The organism is Vibrio sp. Sgm 5 (assembly GCF_026241575.1).
In the GTDB taxonomy this organism is placed as follows: Bacteria; Pseudomonadota; Gammaproteobacteria; order Enterobacterales; family Vibrionaceae; genus Vibrio; species Vibrio jasicida.
Genome location: NZ_JAPHPY010000073.1, coordinates 1 through 17,819, shown reverse-complemented (window position 1 = coordinate 17,819; position 17,819 = coordinate 1). Strand labels below are relative to the sequence as shown.

The 17,819-nt window shown below is 45.9% G+C and carries 18 protein-coding genes and 1 pseudogene; 12 read left to right on the top strand and 7 right to left on the bottom strand.

Going from position 1 to position 17,819, the window contains the following annotated elements; all coding sequences use genetic code 11:
• The first annotated feature begins 177 nt into the window (after positions 1–177).
• Complete coding sequence (locus tag OQJ86_RS24425) at positions 178–1,065, top strand: DMT family transporter (RefSeq protein ID WP_265991691.1); 888 nt, start codon at positions 178–180, stop codon at positions 1,063–1,065.
• A 118-nt stretch (positions 1,066–1,183) separates the two neighbouring features.
• Here OQJ86_RS24425 and gpmM read toward each other — a convergent pair whose 3' ends face one another.
• Entirely contained in the window at positions 1,184–2,716 is a 1,533-nt protein-coding gene (gene gpmM / locus OQJ86_RS24420) for a 2,3-bisphosphoglycerate-independent phosphoglycerate mutase (protein ID WP_038871026.1), read from the bottom strand.
• Positions 2,717–3,202: 486 nt separating this feature from the next.
• On the opposite strand from gpmM, the gene OQJ86_RS24415 reads away from it, so the two are divergent.
• The 5 genes from OQJ86_RS24415 (at position 3,203) to OQJ86_RS24395 (ending at position 7,618) form a co-directional block, all read left to right on the top strand.
• Complete coding sequence (locus tag OQJ86_RS24415) at positions 3,203–3,637, top strand: rhodanese-like domain-containing protein (RefSeq protein ID WP_038871024.1); 435 nt, start codon at positions 3,203–3,205, stop codon at positions 3,635–3,637.
• A gap of 206 nt (positions 3,638–3,843) precedes the next feature.
• A complete protein-coding gene (gene secB / locus OQJ86_RS24410) occupies positions 3,844–4,308 on the top strand; it encodes a protein-export chaperone SecB (protein WP_005530940.1) in 465 nt (154 codons plus the stop codon).
• A 200-nt stretch (positions 4,309–4,508) separates the two neighbouring features.
• On the top strand, positions 4,509–5,546 hold the full coding sequence (gene gpsA / locus OQJ86_RS24405) for an NAD(P)H-dependent glycerol-3-phosphate dehydrogenase (RefSeq protein WP_265991687.1): 1,038 nt from the start codon (positions 4,509–4,511) through the stop codon (positions 5,544–5,546).
• Positions 5,547–5,624: 78 nt separating this feature from the next.
• Complete coding sequence (cysE, locus tag OQJ86_RS24400) at positions 5,625–6,446, top strand: serine O-acetyltransferase (protein WP_038881492.1); 822 nt, start codon at positions 5,625–5,627, stop codon at positions 6,444–6,446.
• Between the two features lie 26 nt (positions 6,447–6,472).
• A complete protein-coding gene (locus OQJ86_RS24395) occupies positions 6,473–7,618 on the top strand; it encodes a murein hydrolase activator EnvC family protein (protein WP_042602243.1) in 1,146 nt (381 codons plus the stop codon).
• A 73-nt stretch (positions 7,619–7,691) separates the two neighbouring features.
• Here OQJ86_RS24395 and OQJ86_RS24390 read toward each other — a convergent pair whose 3' ends face one another.
• The 4 genes from OQJ86_RS24390 to epmA form a co-directional block, all read right to left on the bottom strand.
• On the bottom strand, positions 7,692–8,648 hold the full coding sequence (locus tag OQJ86_RS24390; RefSeq protein WP_265991683.1) for a DHH family phosphoesterase: 957 nt from the start codon (positions 8,646–8,648) through the stop codon (positions 7,692–7,694).
• Positions 8,649–8,834: 186 nt separating this feature from the next.
• On the bottom strand, positions 8,835–9,470 hold the full coding sequence (locus OQJ86_RS24385; RefSeq protein ID WP_038871017.1) for a TetR/AcrR family transcriptional regulator: 636 nt from the start codon (positions 9,468–9,470) through the stop codon (positions 8,835–8,837).
• A gap of 21 nt (positions 9,471–9,491) precedes the next feature.
• The gene (locus tag OQJ86_RS24380) at positions 9,492–9,866 is read right to left on the bottom strand and encodes a VanZ family protein (RefSeq protein ID WP_042604426.1); all 375 of its coding nucleotides are present in this window, start codon (positions 9,864–9,866) and stop codon (positions 9,492–9,494) included.
• Between the two features lie 9 nt (positions 9,867–9,875).
• The gene (epmA, locus tag OQJ86_RS24375; RefSeq protein ID WP_042604425.1) at positions 9,876–10,847 is read right to left on the bottom strand and encodes an elongation factor P--(R)-beta-lysine ligase; all 972 of its coding nucleotides are present in this window, start codon (positions 10,845–10,847) and stop codon (positions 9,876–9,878) included.
• Between the two features lie 450 nt (positions 10,848–11,297).
• Here epmA and frdA point away from each other — a divergent pair, with 450 nt between their 5' ends.
• Genes frdA through frdD form a run of 4 tightly spaced genes read left to right on the top strand, consistent with a single transcriptional unit; the run spans position 11,298 to position 14,652 of the window.
• Positions 11,298–13,118: a fumarate reductase (quinol) flavoprotein subunit gene (gene frdA, locus OQJ86_RS24370; protein WP_038871011.1), complete on the top strand. Its 1,821-nt coding sequence runs from the start codon at positions 11,298–11,300 to the stop codon at positions 13,116–13,118.
• Entirely contained in the window at positions 13,118–13,876 is a 759-nt protein-coding gene (locus tag OQJ86_RS24365; protein ID WP_038871009.1) for a succinate dehydrogenase/fumarate reductase iron-sulfur subunit, read from the top strand. Before frdA ends, OQJ86_RS24365 begins: the two co-directional genes overlap by 1 nt.
• Positions 13,877–13,878: 2 nt before the next feature.
• On the top strand, positions 13,879–14,262 hold the full coding sequence (gene frdC / locus OQJ86_RS24360) for a fumarate reductase subunit FrdC (protein WP_038871007.1): 384 nt from the start codon (positions 13,879–13,881) through the stop codon (positions 14,260–14,262).
• Between the two features lie 12 nt (positions 14,263–14,274).
• Entirely contained in the window at positions 14,275–14,652 is a 378-nt protein-coding gene (frdD, locus tag OQJ86_RS24355) for a fumarate reductase subunit FrdD (protein ID WP_038871005.1), read from the top strand.
• 92 nt (positions 14,653–14,744) lie between these two features.
• Here the strand turns inward: frdD and OQJ86_RS24350 are convergent, their stop codons facing one another.
• Both OQJ86_RS24350 and efp read right to left on the bottom strand, forming a co-directional pair.
• Positions 14,745–15,428, bottom strand: a complete 684-nt coding sequence (locus OQJ86_RS24350) for a nitroreductase family protein (RefSeq protein WP_104029019.1) — start codon at positions 15,426–15,428, stop codon at positions 14,745–14,747.
• Positions 15,429–15,866: 438 nt separating this feature from the next.
• On the bottom strand, positions 15,867–16,433 hold the full coding sequence (gene efp, locus OQJ86_RS24345) for an elongation factor P (protein WP_005425036.1): 567 nt from the start codon (positions 16,431–16,433) through the stop codon (positions 15,867–15,869).
• Between the two features lie 32 nt (positions 16,434–16,465).
• Between efp and epmB the strand changes: the two genes are divergently transcribed.
• Together epmB and OQJ86_RS24335 are read left to right on the top strand one after the other, a co-directional pair.
• Positions 16,466–17,488, top strand: a complete 1,023-nt coding sequence (gene epmB, locus OQJ86_RS24340) for an EF-P beta-lysylation protein EpmB (RefSeq protein WP_265991673.1) — start codon at positions 16,466–16,468, stop codon at positions 17,486–17,488.
• 94 nt (positions 17,489–17,582) lie between these two features.
• Positions 17,583–17,747: pseudogene (locus OQJ86_RS24335) on the top strand (MgtC/SapB family protein); the annotation flags it as partial.
• Between the last annotated feature and the right edge of the window lie 72 nt (positions 17,748–17,819).

Here is a 17,819-nt window from a genome sequence, read left to right as displayed (position 1 = left end):
CTATCGGATTTTTACACACTGGTGGGATCGTTCAATTGATCAGTCTATTAATTTCTTAACTGATCGGCATTAGCTCAACGAGCTGCTTTTTTATTGGCATTAAGATGCTCTTTTACATCGTTATAAATTCGTGCATATTAAAACCTCTCCCCTGCTCTACAAGGATGTTTCGCAATCATGGGTTATGAATGGCTGGCGCTGTGCGCTGCTTTCCTATGGGCTATTTCTAGCTTAATTTCGGTTGTTCCCGCCCAACATCTCGGTGCTTTTTCCTATAGCCGATGGCGTATGGGTTGTACAGCCGTCATCCTATCCAGTATGGCTTGGTTCACCGGAGGTTGGTTAAGTGTGACCACAGAACACATTACGCCGATGATGGCGTCCGGTTTGATTGGTATCTTTATTGGCGATACGGCGTTGTTCGCTTGTTTGAACCGCATGGGGCCACGCCAAGCAGGTTTACTGTTTTCTTGTCACGCCGTCTTCTCTGCCATTTTAGGTTACTTTCTATTTAGCGAAAGCATGACTGGTATGGAGCTGATTGGAGCCGCCTTAGTTTTTAACGGTGTCGTCATGGCGACTTTCTACGGCCGACGCGGACAAGCCAGTAACACGCTAGAGGAGATCAAAGGTAATGTTTGGATAGGTGTCGGGCTCGGTTTAACTGCCGCTATGTGTCAGGCGCTTGGTGGTATCATTGCTAAACCAGTCATGCAAACGAGTGTCGATCCAGTCGCCGCTTCTGCGATTCGTATGATCAGTGCCTTTGTCGCGCATTGCGCGCTTTGGTTGATTGGCGCGAAGGTAGCCCGTGCGACTCAAACTATCACCTGGAAAGTTTTTGGTATCACTGCATTAAACGGTTTCTTGGCCATGGCAGTGGGTATGACGTTGACTCTCTATGCCCTACGTGAGGGAAATGTCGGGATGGTGGCTCTGCTTTCTTCAACAACACCAATCATGTTGCTGCCGCTGTTGTGGGTTTACACCAAGAAACGTCCAAATCGTTTTGCCTGGTTTGGCGCGGCCTTAGCCGTGATTGGTACTGGTATCTTAGTACAATAGAGCAGGTTCAATTAGGGCCTGTTGAGCTTAGTAACTCACCGCCTTACCAAACACAGAATCGCAGACACAAAAAAGCCCGAGTCGAACTCGGGCTTTTATCATTCTGAATCTTAGTTAATTACTTAACTAGGATTTGACCAGACATTTCTGCAGGAATTTCTAGACCCGCTAGAGAAAGCATGGTTGGTGCAAGGTCAGACAGTTTACCGCCTTCTTTGAACTCAACCGCTTTGTCACCTACGTAGATTAGAGGTACAGGTAGGTTAGTGTGTGCAGTGTGAATTCCGCCCGTTGTTGGGTCAATCATCATTTCCGCGTTACCGTGATCCGCAGTGATCAGTAGCTGACCGCCAACTTCTTTGATTGCTTCAACCACTTTACCTACGCTTTCATCTAGTGCTTCGATAGCTTGCTCAGCCGCTTCGTAAACGCCAGTATGACCAACCATATCTGCGTTCGGGTAGTTACAAATGATAGTGTCGAATTTGCCAGATTTGATCGCTGCAACCATCTTCTCTGTTAGTTCTGGAGAGCTCATTTCTGGCTGCATATCGTAAGTTGCTACTTTTGGAGAAGCAACAAGTTGACGCTCTTCACCTTCAAATTCATTCTCAACACCACCGTTGAAGAAGAATGTAACGTGTGCGTATTTCTCTGTTTCAGAAATACGTAGCTGAGTTTGACCTTGCTTAGATAGCCACTCACCGTACGTGTTTTCTAGAGACGCAGGAGGGAAAGCAATAGCTAGCGGGATATCAGCTGCGTATTGAGTCAGCATCACGAAGTTGATCGCAGGGAACGCCGCACGCTCGAAGCCATCAAATGCAGGAACGAATGCACGAGTGATTTGACGTGCACGGTCAGCACGGTAGTTCATGAAGATAACCGCGTCGCCATCTTGCATGATTGCATCTTCTTGGCCTTCAGCTTTGATCGCTGTTGCTTTAACAAACTCGTCGTTTTCTTCACGAGCATAAGCCGCTTCTAGACCAGCAACTGCTGTTTCTGCTGTGAACTCAGCTTTTGCTTGAGTCAGAAGATCGTAGGCAACTTGAACGCGATCCCAGTTGTTGTCACGGTCCATTGCGTAGTAACGACCTACGAGAGAAGCAACACGGCCTTTACCTAGTTTCGCAAATAGGTCTTGGAAACGTTGTAGTGAGTTTTCAGCACTGCGTGGTGGCGTGTCACGGCCGTCTAGGAAGCAGTGTAGGTAAATTTTCTCAGCGCCACGAGCGGCTGCCATTTCAACTGCTGCGTAGATGTGATCTTCGTGAGAGTGAACACCACCTGGAGACATAAGGCCCATTAGGTGTACCGCTTTACCAGCTTCAACTGCAGAATCGATAGCTTCAACTAACGCAGCTGTCTCAGCAAACTCACCATCAGCGATAGACTTGGTGATACGAGTTAGATCTTGGTATACAACGCGACCTGCACCGATGTTGGTATGACCAACTTCTGAGTTACCCATTTGACCATCAGGAAGACCAACGTCCATACCTGAAGCAGAGATTAGAGTGTTAGGGTTATTCGCAATCAGTGCATCCATTACTGGTGTTTTAGCATTTGCAATTGCGTTACTTGCTGTGTCTTCACGGTAACCGTAACCGTCAAGGATAACTAGAGCCAATGGCTTCTTAGCAGACATAGTGATGACCTCATCAAATTTAAGTAACTTTCGGCGTAGAGCTTCATTGCTCCATCTAACCTTGAAACAAAACTAGCGTAATTTTACTACACTTTTTAACCAAAACTGTAGGTTAAGATCAAATAATGTTTGCGATTTATTGTTGCTATCTTACAAGTTAGCAAGCAATCCGACCTAGTCAGCAAACGTGTTTCACAAGCATAGTCACTTTCAAGATGCTTTGTACGACCACCGAAATACTTTGGTGAAAAACTTTTTGTTGATAACTATTTTGCGCTTTTCAATGTAGAAGTGAAGTCAATTACACCAATTAGATTGATAGGAAGAAGTGATACTAAGATTGCACGAATAGCACATTAGAAAAGGCTTGAGGCAAGCGCGTAGATCTCAATTATTCGTTAGAAAATTTTAACCCTCTCGCCTAAGGCGACTAACCCCGCTATACTCCTGCTTTATTTTTCCGCCAACATTGCAAGAGCTCAAGACATGCAAGAGTACATTGATTTTTTCCAACAGAACATGATTCTATCTTTGGTTTGGGTAGGTCTTCTTGTCGCATTCATCATGAACATCGTGAAGTCAGCGACAGCCGCATACAAAGAGATTAACGTAAACCAACTGACTCACCTAATGAACCGTGAAAACGGCGTTGTGGTCGATATCCGCTCTAAAGATGAGTTCAAACAAGGCCATATCACCGACGCACTTCACATTTTACCGTCAGATATCAAAGCTGGTAACTTTGGTAGCCTTGAAAACCGTAAATCAGACCCAATCATTGTGGTATGCAAGACAGGCCAAACTGCTCAAGAAAGTGCAAACCTACTAGCTAAAGCAGGCTTTGAAAACGTAAGCCTACTGAAAAATGGCTTGATTGCATGGAGCGAAGCGAACCTACCGCTAGTACGTGGTAAAAAATAAGGTTCGCGGTAAAAATCCAATTTTGCCAAGCCTCGTTTATATAAACTGAGCAAATAGAAAGCAGTTGAAGCACTAAGTTGTGACGCTTTGCACGTAATACGCGCTTCATCTAGTCAATGTAGATTTGCTCAGTTAGTCTCAGGACAAACCATATTTCTGGGTTTAGATCGTTCTAGGCTCAACAAATGTTTATTAAGGATTTAAAAATGGCTGAAGCAGCACCACAAGACGCACAACAAAACTTCGCAATTCAACGCATCTTCCTAAAAGACGTTTCTTTTGAAGCGCCTAACTCTCCAGTAATGTTCCAAAAAGAGTGGAACCCAGACGTTAAACTAGACCTAGACACTCAAAGCCGTGAGCTTGGTGAAGGCGTTTACGAAGTAGTTCTACGTCTAACAGTTACTGTAAAGAACGAAGAAGAAACAGCGTTCCTATGTGAAGTTCAACAAGGTGGTATCTTCACAGCTGAGCAAATGGAAGCAGGCCAACTAGCACATTGCCTAGGCGCATTCTGCCCGAACATCCTATTCCCTTACGCTCGTGAAACTATCTCAAGCCTAGTGGTTAAAGGTACGTTCCCTCAACTGAACCTAGCGCCAGTTAACTTCGACGCGCTGTTCATGAACTACCTACAACAGCAAGCTCAACAAGGCGAAGCTGAAGCGTAATTCACGTTTTGTAAGTGACGTGTCATAGTAGATTCTAATTCGACACGGCATATACCTTAAGAAAATGCACAACGCGTCTAACCAGTGATGCAATGTGCATTTTTTATTTCTGAAAGATCCTAGTTCCTAGCCGCTAGAGAGCGTAAAATCTGGCGATTATGAACTAGATTCTATTAGTAGAAAGACAATTAGGCGGTAGCATGACACAAGCAAATACCAACAATGCTTACGGTAAAGACATCGCAATGACGGTGATTGGCGCAGGTTCATACGGCACTTCTTTGGCGATTTCCCTTGCTCGCAACGGTGCGAACGTGGTTCTTTGGGGTCATGAGCCAACACACATGGCTCGCCTTGAGGCAGATCGTGCCAACCATGAATTCTTACCTGGTATTGATTTCCCTGAGAGCTTGATTATTGAATCGGATTTAGAAAAAGCCGTTCAAGCAAGCCGTGACTTGTTAGTCGTCGTTCCTAGCCATGTCTTTGGCATCGTACTGAATAGCTGCAAGCCTTTCCTACGTGAAGATTCTCGTATTTGCTGGGCAACCAAAGGCCTAGAACCAGAAACAGGTCGTCTACTTAAAGAAGTGGCTTTCGACATTATTGGTGAGAGTTACTCTCTCGCGGTACTTTCAGGTCCTACTTTCGCAAAAGAACTTGCGATGGGCATGCCAACAGCCATCTCCGTTGCCTCTCCAGACTCAGATTTCGTTGCTGATCTGCAAGAAAAAATCCATTGCAGTAAAACTTTCCGTGTTTACGCAAACAACGACTTCATCGGCATGCAACTTGGCGGCGCCGTGAAAAACGTTATCGCCATTGGTGCAGGTATGTCTGACGGCATTGGTTTTGGTGCGAACGCACGTACAGCACTCATCACACGTGGCCTTGCGGAAATGAGCCGCCTTGGCGCTGCACTGGGCGCACAACCAGAGACCTTTATGGGCATGGCTGGTTTGGGGGATCTTGTATTGACTTGTACCGATAACCAATCACGTAACCGTCGTTTTGGTTTGGCACTAGGTAAAGGTAAAGATGTCGACACCGCTCAAGAAGAGATCGGCCAAGTGGTGGAAGGCTACCGTAACACGAAGGAAGTGTGGATGCTTTCTCAACGCATGGACGTTGAAATGCCAATTGTTGACCAAATTTATCAAGTATTGTATCAAGGGAAGGATGCGCGCCTGGCAGCGCAAGATTTACTTGCTCGTGACAAAAAAGCCGAAGGAAAGTAGCACTCTACGCCCCTTTGCACCTCATCTGAGAAGAATAGAAGTTGTCGGGTCACGGAAGAACCACTCAGGACATTGAGAATGAAACACTGCGAAAAACAAAAAGTCTGGGACAAAATTGTCTCAGAAGCCCGTGAGATGTCAGAGCAAGAGCCCATGTTGGCGAGCTTTTACCATGCGACTATCATCAAGCATGAAAGCTTGTGTGCTGCGTTAAGCTACATTCTGGCAAACAAATTGAACACCGCTTCCATGCCTGCAATGGCAGTACGTGAAGTGGTTGAAGAAGCCTTCGCGGCCGATCCAACCATCACGGACGGCGCGGCCTGCGATATTTGTGCAACGGTGAATCGTGACCCAGCGGTTTCGATGTACTCAATGCCACTGCTTTATCTAAAGGGCTATCATGCTCTGCAAGGCTACCGCGTAGCAAACTGGCTCTGGAAGCAAGGGCGTCACGCACTTGCGACTTATCTACAAAACCAGATCTCTGTGGCGTGTCAGGTGGATATTCACCCTGCGGCACGCATCGGTAGTGGTATCATGCTAGACCATGCGACAGGTATCGTGATCGGTGAAACGGCTGTCGTAGAAAACGATGTGTCTATTTTGCAGGATGTCACCCTTGGTGGTACTGGCAAAGAATGCGGTGATCGTCACCCGAAAATTCGCGAAGGCGTCATGATCGGCGCTGGTGCAAAGATTCTTGGCAATATCGAAGTGGGTGAAGGCGCGAAAATCGGCTCTTGCTCTGTGGTATTGCAAGCAGTGCCACCGCACACAACTGTGGCGGGAGTGCCTGCGAAAATTGTTGGTCGTCCAAAAACGGACAAACCTTCTCTCGATATGGATCAAGGCTTTAATGGCAAATCGCAAAGCTTTATCCACGGGGATGGTATTTAATCGTCATTTAATCTTTTGACAATAATGTGGTAGGTAACTCTCAAGTGCGAAAACAAAATCACCCAGTGCTACGCTCGGCTATTTTATTAACTTGTGCTTTATCTGCCACATATCCCATCACCTCTTCCGCTGCTAGCCAGCAAGAGCTGAAAGGCGTTTCCAGCGAAATTAACCGCCAGCGTAAGTCACTCACCTCTCAAGAAAAACAACTGAACGATCTACAAAAGTCGCTAAAAAACCAAGAGCTTGGTATTTCTAAATTAGAACGAGAAATCAAGCAAACCAAAGCAGACTTAGCGCAGGCTGATCAAAACATTAATAAGTTAGAAGAGAAGATTGCTCTGCAAGAAGGCCAGCGTCAGGCGCAGGAAGAAGAGCTAAAGCAGTTGCTTCAGACCTACTACGTGACAGAAAGAGCCAAAGCCAATGGTCACCTTTTGAATCAAGGTGTAGAAGAAGATCGCATTAGTCAGTACTTCCAGCATTTGGCAAAAGCACGGGCAAAAGTGATTGATGACATCACCAAGACCACGCAGGAGTTGGCACATAATAAGAACCAACTCGAGCTCGAAAAAGCACAAATTGAAACCCTGCTCAAACAGCAATCCGAAAAACGTTCTTCGTTGGCAAATACCCAGTCGAAACGTAAAGGGACACTGAGCAAGATTCAAAAAAGCATCAAAGACGACAAGCGTTACCTTTCTGAACTACAACGCAACGAAACCCGTCTAAAAGCCGAGATCGCGAAAGCCGCAAAACGTAACGCAGTGCCTATGGATGGTATTGCGAAACAGCGCGGTAAATTGCCATGGCCATTAAAAGGTCGCGTCCTACATAACTTTGGCACAAGACAAACCGGCCAAGTAAACTGGAAAGGCATGGTGCTCTCAGCTAATTATGGCCAGCAAGTGAAAGCGGTTTACCCAGGTACCGTTGTATTTGCGGAGTACTTACGTGGTTATGGTCTAGTCGTTTTGCTTGACCATGGTAAGGGCGATATGACACTTTATGGCTACAACCAAGCGTTAACTAAGAAAGAAGGCGATAAGGTGACAGCAGGTGAAGTCATTGCTCTCGCGGGGGATACTGGTGGTCAAGACCGTGCCTCGCTCTATTTCGAGATCCGCCGTAACAGTGAAGCGCAAAACCCGAAATCTTGGCTGAAACGTTAACTACTCAACTTATTGTTTCGCAATAAAAAAGGAGCCTCTCGGCTCCTTTTTTGTATGTATATTTGGGAAAGCGCTATGCGTAATAGGTCTCTACCGCATCGATAAAGGCACTTACATCATCTTGACTTAACGCATTAATACCCGCGGCCGCTTCTCTTCCACCACCAGTTGGGAACTGCCCACACACAGCCACGGCACCTTGCTTGTTATTCAACGGAGCACGAAGAGAAACCGTGTATGTACCATCTGTATTTTCAGTTAATACCGCATGCGCAGAGTCTGGATTTTGGTTCGCAAGCCAGTTGCCATAAACACCACTAATTCGGCGTGATGCTGCATTATTCGGTAGTTCAAACAGCTTGAGCTTTGAGCTTTCGTGAGTTGCAGGGACAGCTAGTGCCGCATCCATATCTTGCTGATAAGCCGATTGTAATTGGTAGTAAGGTGACGCTTTATCTTCAATAGCATCAAATGGAGAGGTGTACTGAAGAAGTGCACGATACAAATCCGCCGGATGGAAGTGAAGATCATCAACTTTCGAGCCGTAGCCATTGTAGTTAATCAGTGTACCTAGCTCTTTTAACTGCGCTTTTTGCTCTTCATTGAGTTCGATTTTGTCCGCCAACGCATCCGCTTTAGCAATCAAGTTATCACCATAAGCAGCGGTGATCGCCCATGTATGAAAACGGCCATCAAGCAGTTTATCGACAATCAAAGCGGTACACATATTAGCATCAAGATCGATGTGCGCATCTAAGTTACCATGTTGAGGAATCTCACCCGCTTTGTGGTGATCAGCGTAAAACACATGTGCGCCTTGAGCCAATGCTTGCTCTAGACCTACCATGTTCTTTTCCATTGAAATGTCTAATACCGTCAGCTCATCGCCAGCTTGCAGATCGACCTTTTCCACCAGCTTAATATCACGTTTAACACCAGTCACCAACTTAGCTTCGATGGGATCCGCCAAACGCAATTGCAACAATGCGATGATGCCATCGGCATCGCCATTAAAAATGTCGTAGTTCATTGAACGATAGTTCCTTTATCGAGAGTCATATCCCAACAGATAATTGGGGGGTGTATGAATCCTATTGTGCGAAATGAGCACAGCAAGTCAACTCAAGGGAGGGGCTGAAAATGAGAGCTGCGCTCTAAACCTTAAGCATTGAGCCATACTCTCATTTTCTAATGTTAATAAGGAGGGAAAATAGTACTAACTGTGTAGTGTGCTTAAAGCCTCTTCGAGTAGCAGTAACTGCTCCATGCCTTGCTCTGTCGCAACAGGCTTCACCACATTTAGCATTTGTAGCATGCCTTGTTTTACCATTGTTTCGGTGATTTCTGTTTTTGGAGACATCGCTGATTGATACGCTAGCCAGCTACACGCAATTAAATGCAGAGTACAAACCAAAGGCTTCAATTGTGTTTGGTCAACGTTCAACAACTTCAACGACACGAACTCTTGCATGATGGCAATCAGGTTCGCTTGAAGCTTTTCCTGAACATCAATGTACTCATCATGCAGCTTTTCATCGCGCGATAAGATTTCCGGTAAGTTTGCGTAAAAGAAACGGTACTTCCACATTAGCGTAAAAATGGAATCTAGGTAGCTTTTCAGCATGGTCAGGCTCTCTTGAGAACCTTGAATTGGAGTGAATCTTTCTAGCAACTCCGCAGAGTAAAGTGCGAAGATCTCACGCACGATTTCTTGCTTATTACGAAAGTGGTAGTAAAGGTTGCCTGGGCTAATTTCAATATGGTCAGCAATGTGATTGGTTGTGATATTGCGCTCACCATGTTGGTTAAACAACTCCAGTGCGGCATAGACAATTTTGTCGCGCGTTTTCATGGTTATCGTATTCCCTCTTCATTAACGAATTGAGTATAACGACTTCACCAACCTAGGTCGATAGAGGCTCCAAATACGGTAACATAGCAGACCAGTTACGATACCAATGGTGTTTGCAATCAGATCATGCCATGACGTTTGTCGACCCACATACCCTTGCAGAACTTCAATCACGGCACTAAATAACAAAATACTCACTGCTATCGTCCAACGCTGACGCCACTTTGAAACACAAAAGCAACCTAAGAAACCAAAACCACTGTACGCCATCGCATGCTGCATCTTATCCAAGTACGCAATGTCACCCCAATCTTGCAACTCACCCGAACTCAAAGAAAGATAAGCAATGAGGGCGGCATAGCTCAGTAGAACGAAACGGGCAGCGATTAGGTTCATCATCAATCCTTAAGCAATTGGGAATGGGAAAGCGGTCACTTGATCAATATGGTCGCAACCTAATGCCAACATAATCAAACGATCAATGCCTAATGCCACACCAGCACAATCTGGCAAGCCCGCCTCTAATGCACCAATCAGATGGAAATCGATAGGTTGTGGCTTCAAGCCCATTTCTAGACGCTTAGCGTTATCTTGTTCGAAACGTGCTAATTGCTCTTTCGGGTTATCGAGTTCATGGAAGCCGTTCGCAAGCTCAATACCTTTGAAGTACACCTCAAAGCGATCCGCGACACGGGTATCTTGTGGGTTGATCTTTGCCAGCGCGGCTTGTGAAGCTGGGAAGTCATAAACAAACGCAGGGACTTGCTGACCAATCTTGGCTTCCACACCGATGCTGAACAACAGTTGCAGCAAGGTATCACGATCTTCTTCTGGCTCTGCAATGTCACTCAAACCCAGCTTTGCCGCGACTGCTTTTAGCTCTTGCATCGAGCCTTCTAACGGGCACGCACCAAGTACGTCAATAAAAGCTTGCTGGTAAGTCATTCGCTCAGCAGCGCCGCACTTCAATACCAGTTGTAGCAGGTCATCCATTTCGTCCATCAGCTTATGATGATCAAAACCGATACGGTACCACTCCAACATGGTGAATTCAGGATTGTGGTGACGACCATTCTCTTCATTACGAAAAGCTTTGTTGATTTGGTAAATACAACCACTGCCCGCAGCCAGTAGGCGCTTCATATGGAATTCAGGACTGGTCATAAAGAACAGTTTGCTGCCACCGGCATAGCCTGGTCCTACAAATTCAGTCTGGAAGGTATGCAAATGAATGTCTGTCACCGTCGCGTGACTCATCGCTGGCGTGTCGACTTCCATCACCTGTCGCTCGGCGAAGAATTGACGAATAGCGGTAATCAACATCGCACGTTGACGTAGTTGTTCCATAGAAGCGGTAGGTTGCCAGTTCGTTTGCATAACAAAACTCTTAAAAGGTTGATGAGCAGGAAAAATAGCAATTTTGGCATGATTTGCCTAGTTCAGCGAGGGGGGAATCGGCTCCAATTTTTGCCCCCCAAACGCGAATAAAAATCGATTAAAACTGAAGCAAGCATTTGACGTTCCACAGTACAAAAAACACTCACAACTTACCCTATTATCAATGAGGGTAATGTCGCGCAACAGTCATGTAACATTGACAGCGATTACGTTTGTGCACCAAACGTTTCGTGCCGTGATAGCAGTCACATAACCTAGAATTTCTATGCTCACATGTGCATTACCGGAGAAAAACCCCAAATACATCAATTTTTCTGCCATAAGCCTCCCCTACACTAACCCTACTACTTTTGAGGGATTGCCTTAAAACGGTGCCCTCACACTCACAATAACAAGCGGATTTCCGCAATCACACACTGGAGGATAACTGTGCAAATTATCACCACAGATATCGCAGTCATCGGCGCAGGCGGCGCTGGTCTTCGTACTGCTATTGCAGCGGCTGAAGCAAACCCGGACTTAGAAGTAGCACTTATTTCTAAAGTTTACCCAATGCGCTCCCACACGGTTGCTGCAGAAGGTGGCTCAGCAGCAGTTATCAAGGATGAAGATAGCTTAGACAATCACTTCAACGATACCGTTGGCGGTGGTGACTGGCTATGTGAACAGGACGTTGTTGAATACTTTGTAGAGAACGCGACTCGCGAAATGATCCAAATGGAGCAATGGGGTTGCCCATGGAGTCGTAAAGAGAACGGTGAAGTCAACGTACGCCGCTTTGGCGGTATGAAGGTTGAACGTACTTGGTTCGCTGCAGATAAAACTGGCTTCCACATGCTTCACACGCTATTCCAGACGTCAATGAAGTACGACAACATCAAACGCTTTGATGAGTACTTTGTTGTCGATTTGCTTGTTGATGAAGGTGAAGTACAAGGTCTGATTGCAATCCACATGTCTGAAGGTGAGTTGGTTACGATTAAAGCGAAATCGGTTGTGTTAGCAACAGGTGGTGCTGGTCGTGTTTATCACTGTAACACCAACGGCGGTATCGTAACGGGCGACGGCATGGCGATGGCTTACCGTCACGGCGTTCCTCTACGTGATATGGAATTCGTTCAATACCACCCAACAGGTCTTCCTGGCACAGGTATCCTGATGACCGAAGGTTGTCGTGGTGAAGGCGGTATCATCGTTAACAAAGATGGTTACCGTTACCTGCAAGATTACGGCATGGGCCCAGAAACCCCAGTGGGCGAGCCGAAAAACAAATACATGGAACTGGGTCCTCGTGACAAAGTTTCTCAAGCGTTCTGGCATGAACAGCAGAAAGGCAACACCATCAAACACCCTCTTGGTGACGTGGTGCACCTAGACCTTCGCCACCTTGGTGAAGAATACCTACAAGAGCGTTTACCGTTCATCTGTGAACTAGCGAAAGCTTATGTGAACGTAGACCCTGCAAAAGAGCCAATTCCAATTCGTCCTACGGTTCACTACACCATGGGTGGCATTGAAACCAACGGCGAATGTGAAACTCGCATTAAAGGTCTATTCGCGGTTGGCGAATGTGCATCAGTTGGTCTTCACGGCGCAAACCGTCTAGGTTCTAACTCGCTTGCTGAGTTCGTTGTATTCGGTCGCGTTGCGGGTGAACAAGCGGTGAAACGCGCAGCAGAATTCAAAGGCTGGAACGAAGAGTCTATCGCGACTCAAGTGAAAGCAGTTGAAGACCGCATTGCTGCTCTGATGAACCAAGAAGGCGAAGAAAACTGGGCAGATATCCGTACTGAAATGGGTCACACCATGGAAGCAGGTTGTGGTATCTACCGCCAAGAAGATTTGATGCAAGCAACGATTGATAAGATCACTGAACTTAAAGCTCGTTACAAACAGATCAGCATCAAAGATAAAGGCAAAGTGTTCAACACTGATCTTTTATACGCAATCGAAGTTGGTTACGGCCTAGAAGTCGCAGAAGCGATGGTTCACTCTGCCATCCTACGTAAAGAATCTCGTGGTGCGCACCAGCGTCTAGACGATGGTTGTACTGAACGTGACGATGTGAACTTCCTGAAACACTCACTTGCTTTCTTCAAAGAAGATGCAGCACCAAGTATTGACTACAGCGGCGTGAAGATCACTAAGTCTCAGCCTAAAGCACGTCTATACGGTGAAGCAGCAGAGAAAGCAGCAGCAGCAGAAAAAGCCGCTGAAGCAGAAGCGAAGAGCGCAGAGGAGCAAGCATAATGTCAGCAAACCGCATTCAAAAAGTAGACATTCTGCGTTACGACCCTGAGAAGGACGCGGAACCATACACGCAAACATTCGAAGTCCCATTTGATGAAACCATGTCCGTACTTGATGCACTTGGCTACATCAAAGATCACCTAGATAAAGATCTGTCTTACCGTTGGTCTTGTCGTATGGCGATCTGTGGTTCTTGCGGCATCATGGTAAACAACGTGCCTAAGCTCGCTTGTAAGAGCTTCCTACGTGATTACCCGAATGGCGTGACTATCGAACCACTAGCAAACTTCCCAATCGAGAAAGACTTGATCGTTGATATGACGCCGTTCATCGAGCGCCTAGAAGCAATCAAACCTTACATCATTGGTAACGATCGCAAGCCAGAAGACGGCACAAACCTGCAAACGCCAGAGCAAATGGCGAAGTACAAACAGTTTGCTGGTTGTATCAACTGTGGTCTTTGCTACGCGGCATGTCCTCAGTTCGGTTTGAACCCTGAGTTCATCGGTCCGGCGGCACTAACACTGGCACACCGTTACAACCTAGATAGCCGTGACAACGGTAAAGCTGAGCGCATGAAGCTGATCAATGGTGAAAACGGCGCTTGGGGTTGTACCTTTGTAGGTTACTGTTCTGAAGTTTGTCCGAAGAGCGTCGATCCAGCAGCGGCAGTAAACCAAGGCAAAGTGGAGTCTTCTATGGACTTCGTGATTGCGATGTTGAAACCTGATGGTTCACCAAAGAAAGTGGAGGCATAAGGATGAGCAACCGTAAACCTTACGTTCGTGAAATAAAACGCACATGGTGGAAGAACCATCCTTTCTACCGCTTCTACATGGTACGTGAAGCAACTGTGCTTCCTCTGATCCTATTCACTATCTTCCTGACTTTCGGTCTAGGTTCATTAGTAAAAGGCCCAGAAGCTTGGCAAGGTTGGTTAGAGTTCATGGCAAACCCTATCGTAGTAGCAATCAACATTGTTGCTCTACTAGGCAGTTTGTTCCATGCACAAACCTTCTTCAGCATGATGCCACAAGTAATGCCAATTCGTTTGAAAGGCAAACCAGTGGATAAGAAAATCATCGTTCTGACTCAGTGGGCCGCAGTTGCGTTCATCTCACTGATCGTTCTCATCGTGGTGTAAGGAGCTTTAGTAATGAAACCGAATTATAGTGTTAACACAGCCCCGAAGCGTTCTGATGAGCCAATCTGGTGGGGTCTATTTGGTGCCGGTGGTACTTGGTTTGCGATGATCACACCGATTACCGTGCTGGTTATGGGCATCTTGGTACCGCTTGGCGTGATTGATGCAGAAGCAATGAGTTACGAACGCGTATCTGAATTCGCAACCAGCATCATCGGTGCGCTATTCATCATAGGTACGCTAGCATTGCCAATGTGGCATGCGATGCACCGTCTACACCACGGCATGCACGACCTTAAGTTCCACACAGGCTTGATTGGTAAAATCGCATGTTACGCGTTTGCAGGTTTAATCACTGCGCTGGCCGTTGTCTTTATCTTCATGATTTAAGACGCTGACGAAAATAAAAAAGCTGGCAACTCGCCAGCTTTTTTATTGCCTGTTATTTATGTTTTCTCAACGAGTGCAGATCAATACAACCGCTATTCAATAAAAGTCGCGATGTCATCCAAAGATTTTTTGTGCATCGCATGTTCCGGAATGGTCGCATCTTCTTCCGGATAACCGGTCACAATCAACATATATGGACGATCGACATCATTGTCTCGCCCGCAAATCTTACTTAAGAAACTCATTGGTTTTGGTGTATGAGTCAGCGTACCCAAACCGGCGTTATGCAATGCTTGAAGCAAAAAACCTGTGGCAATCCCTACCGACTCGTGCACATAGTAATTGGTTTGCTCTCCATCATTGCTCATACCACCTTTCTTTTGTGAAAACACCGCAATCAACCACGGTGCTTTTTCTAGATAAGGCTTACTGGCATTGGTACCGAGTGGCTTCAGTGCATCTAACCATTCTTGCCCTGCTCTCCCTTCATAGAAAGACTGTTCTAGCTCTTCAGCGGCTTGGCGGATCTGCCCTTTCACTTCCGCACTATTAATCGCAACAAAATGCCAAGGCTGATGATTTGCACCACTCGGAGCTGTACCTGCTGCTCGAATGCAGTGCTCAATCACTTCTTTCGCCACAGGACGATCAGAGAAGCTACGAATGGAATGACGGCGCTGAAGTTGCTCAAGATTCTGTACAGCTCTTGCTGCCATTTCTTGCGGAGAGTATTCCACAAAATCATTGAGTGGGTAATGTTGTTCTTGAGTCGACATAGTGCTTCCTTGCGCTTGTTAGGTATCGATTTACTATAGCCACAAATTTCCCATCTGCGTTTTTATCTTCATAAAATCAATGTGATATTGAGATAAAACGCAAATATTTAGCAATATATCACCAACAAAAAAGAGAGCCGGATAACACGTATCAGCTTCTGAATTACTTTAATTTGCCCCGCTATCAGAGCTTTGGGTTACCTATGATCTTTTTGCTTTTTAAGCTTTTAACCATCCATGATCTTATTGCTGTTTTATCTTCTTACTTGGTTCATTAAGCCGCAGTACTAAAGCCAATCACCGCCCTTTCTCGGCTGATGAGCTATCACGTTTGCTGTTGGTATCTATCACGCTAGAGCTTGAAGCTGTTAGGATAAAACAACAGATAATAAAAAAGGCCGCCGAAGCGACCTTTTCAATCAGAAAATCTGAGGTGAATTACTTCACACGACCTACATATTCAGCAGTACGAGTGTCAACTTTGATCACTTCGCCAATTGCGATGAATAGTGGTACACGTACTACAGCGCCAGTTGATAGTGTTGCTGGCTTACCACCTGTACCTTGAGTGTCACCTTTTAGACCTGGGTCTGTGTCAGTAACTTCTAGTTCAACGAAGTTTGGTGGAGTAACTGTGATTGGGTTACCGTTCCAAAGCGTGATCATACAAGTGTTGTTTTCTACCAACCACTTAGCGTTGTCACCAACCGCTTTCGCGTCTGCAGCGATCTGCTCGAAAGTTTCGTTGTTCATAAAGTGGTAGAATTCGCCGTCTGAATATAGATAATCTAGGTCGATATCCATTACGTCTGCCACTTCACAAGTGTCACCAGACTTGAATGTTTTCTCTAGCACTTTACCAGAAAGAAGTTTACGAATTTTAACGCGGTTGAACGCTTGGCCTTTACCTGGTTTAACGTATTCGTTTTCCAGAATTACACAAGGCTCGTTATCAAGCATTAACTTAAGGCCGCCTTTAAATTCATTGGTGCTAACTGTAGCCATTTTTTCCTCTTACATTCTTAGAGCTAAATTCAATGCCGCACATAATAACCCGAAAAGTCGAATCTGTTGAGCAAAACTGGCTCAAACAGTTAGCGAATGGGATCTCTGATCCTGCAAAGTTGCTGGAAAGTTTGGAAATTGATCCTTCGCCGTGGCAAGACGGGTTTGCTGCGCGCAAGCTGTTTGCACAGCGTGTACCGCAAAGTTTTGTCGATAGGATGGAAAAAGGCAATCCTTACGATCCACTTTTACGCCAAGTATTACCTTTGAACGAGGAGTTCGAGGTTCACGAAGGTTACTCCAATGATCCTCTGGAAGAGCAAGACAACGAAGTGCCTGGGCTGTTACACAAATACCGCAATCGCGCATTGATGATTGTAAAAGGTGGCTGTGCCGTGAACTGCCGTTATTGCTTCCGCCGTCATTTTCCTTATCAAGAGAACAAGAGCGGTAAACAAGCTTGGACTCAGTGCTTAGAATACATGGCGAAGCAGCCAGAACTGAATGAAGTTATCTTCTCAGGTGGTGATCCTCTGATGGCAAAAGACGATGAGATCCACTGGCTACTAGAACACATCGCACAAATCCCTCACATCAAGCGCCTGCGTATTCACAGCCGTTTACCTGTGGTAATCCCTGCACGTATTACTGACGAGTTGTGTCAGTTACTGCGAGCATCTCGCTTGCAAATCATCTTGGTAACGCACATCAACCACGCCAACGAGATCAATGCTGAGTTTGCTGCTCAAATGGCAAAACTGAAGCAATCCGGCGTTACTTTGCTTAACCAAGGCGTGCTATTAAAAGGCGTCAATGACAGCATAGAAGCACAAGTTACTCTCAATGAAGCCCTGTTTGACTCAGGAATATTACCTTATTACCTACACGTGTTAGATAAAGTCCAAGGCGCGGCACATTTCTTCGTCTCTGATGAAGAAGCAAAAGAAATCATGCGTGGCTTGATTACTCGCGTCTCGGGCTACCTAGTGCCTAAATTGACTCGTGAAATTGGCGGCCGACCAAGTAAAACGCCACTGGATCTGCATCTAGAGTAAGTTGCTTTCCGTATAAAGATTGTCGTTACGAGTAAAAGCTTTTGTTCGCTCAGGCGGTCTTATCTATGCATACTCCGCAAATTTGGAGGTTAAGATGCAAGCAACTTTTGAACACATTTTCGATCTTGGCCCATTCAGTTGGCCTGCATTAGCCTGTTGCGCCATCAACGGCTTAATGATCGGTATAGAGCGCCAAACGCGGGGTAAACCTGTTGGTATTCGTACCGCTATTTTAGTTATCTCTGGCACTTACTTATTTAACCTGAGATCGGTTTAAGCCATCGCCATCAGCCCAGACTTTTCAGCATTGGTGATGTTGAGTGATGGCTTC

Bases quoted from the DNA above. Each gene is read 5' to 3' on its own strand.
- OQJ86_RS24425 (WP_265991691.1), top strand. From the start codon at position 178: ATGGGTTATGAATGGCTGGCGCTGTGCGCTGCTTTCCTATGGGCTATT.
- gpmM (WP_038871026.1), bottom strand. From the start codon at position 2,716: ATGTCTGCTAAGAAGCCATTGGCTCTAGTTATCCTTGACGGTTACGGT.
- OQJ86_RS24415 (WP_038871024.1), top strand. From the start codon at position 3,203: ATGCAAGAGTACATTGATTTTTTCCAACAGAACATGATTCTATCTTTG.
- secB (WP_005530940.1), top strand. From the start codon at position 3,844: ATGGCTGAAGCAGCACCACAAGACGCACAACAAAACTTCGCAATTCAA.
- gpsA (WP_265991687.1), top strand. From the start codon at position 4,509: ATGACACAAGCAAATACCAACAATGCTTACGGTAAAGACATCGCAATG.
- cysE (WP_038881492.1), top strand. From the start codon at position 5,625: ATGAAACACTGCGAAAAACAAAAAGTCTGGGACAAAATTGTCTCAGAA.
- OQJ86_RS24390 (WP_265991683.1), bottom strand. From the start codon at position 8,648: ATGAACTACGACATTTTTAATGGCGATGCCGATGGCATCATCGCATTG.
- OQJ86_RS24385 (WP_038871017.1), bottom strand. From the start codon at position 9,470: ATGAAAACGCGCGACAAAATTGTCTATGCCGCACTGGAGTTGTTTAAC.
- OQJ86_RS24380 (WP_042604426.1), bottom strand. From the start codon at position 9,866: ATGAACCTAATCGCTGCCCGTTTCGTTCTACTGAGCTATGCCGCCCTC.
- epmA (WP_042604425.1), bottom strand. From the start codon at position 10,847: ATGCAAACGAACTGGCAACCTACCGCTTCTATGGAACAACTACGTCAA.
- OQJ86_RS24365 (WP_038871009.1), top strand. From the start codon at position 13,118: ATGTCAGCAAACCGCATTCAAAAAGTAGACATTCTGCGTTACGACCCT.
- frdC (WP_038871007.1), top strand. From the start codon at position 13,879: ATGAGCAACCGTAAACCTTACGTTCGTGAAATAAAACGCACATGGTGG.
- frdD (WP_038871005.1), top strand. From the start codon at position 14,275: ATGAAACCGAATTATAGTGTTAACACAGCCCCGAAGCGTTCTGATGAG.
- OQJ86_RS24350 (WP_104029019.1), bottom strand. From the start codon at position 15,428: ATGTCGACTCAAGAACAACATTACCCACTCAATGATTTTGTGGAATAC.
- efp (WP_005425036.1), bottom strand. From the start codon at position 16,433: ATGGCTACAGTTAGCACCAATGAATTTAAAGGCGGCCTTAAGTTAATG.
- epmB (WP_265991673.1), top strand. From the start codon at position 16,466: ATGCCGCACATAATAACCCGAAAAGTCGAATCTGTTGAGCAAAACTGG.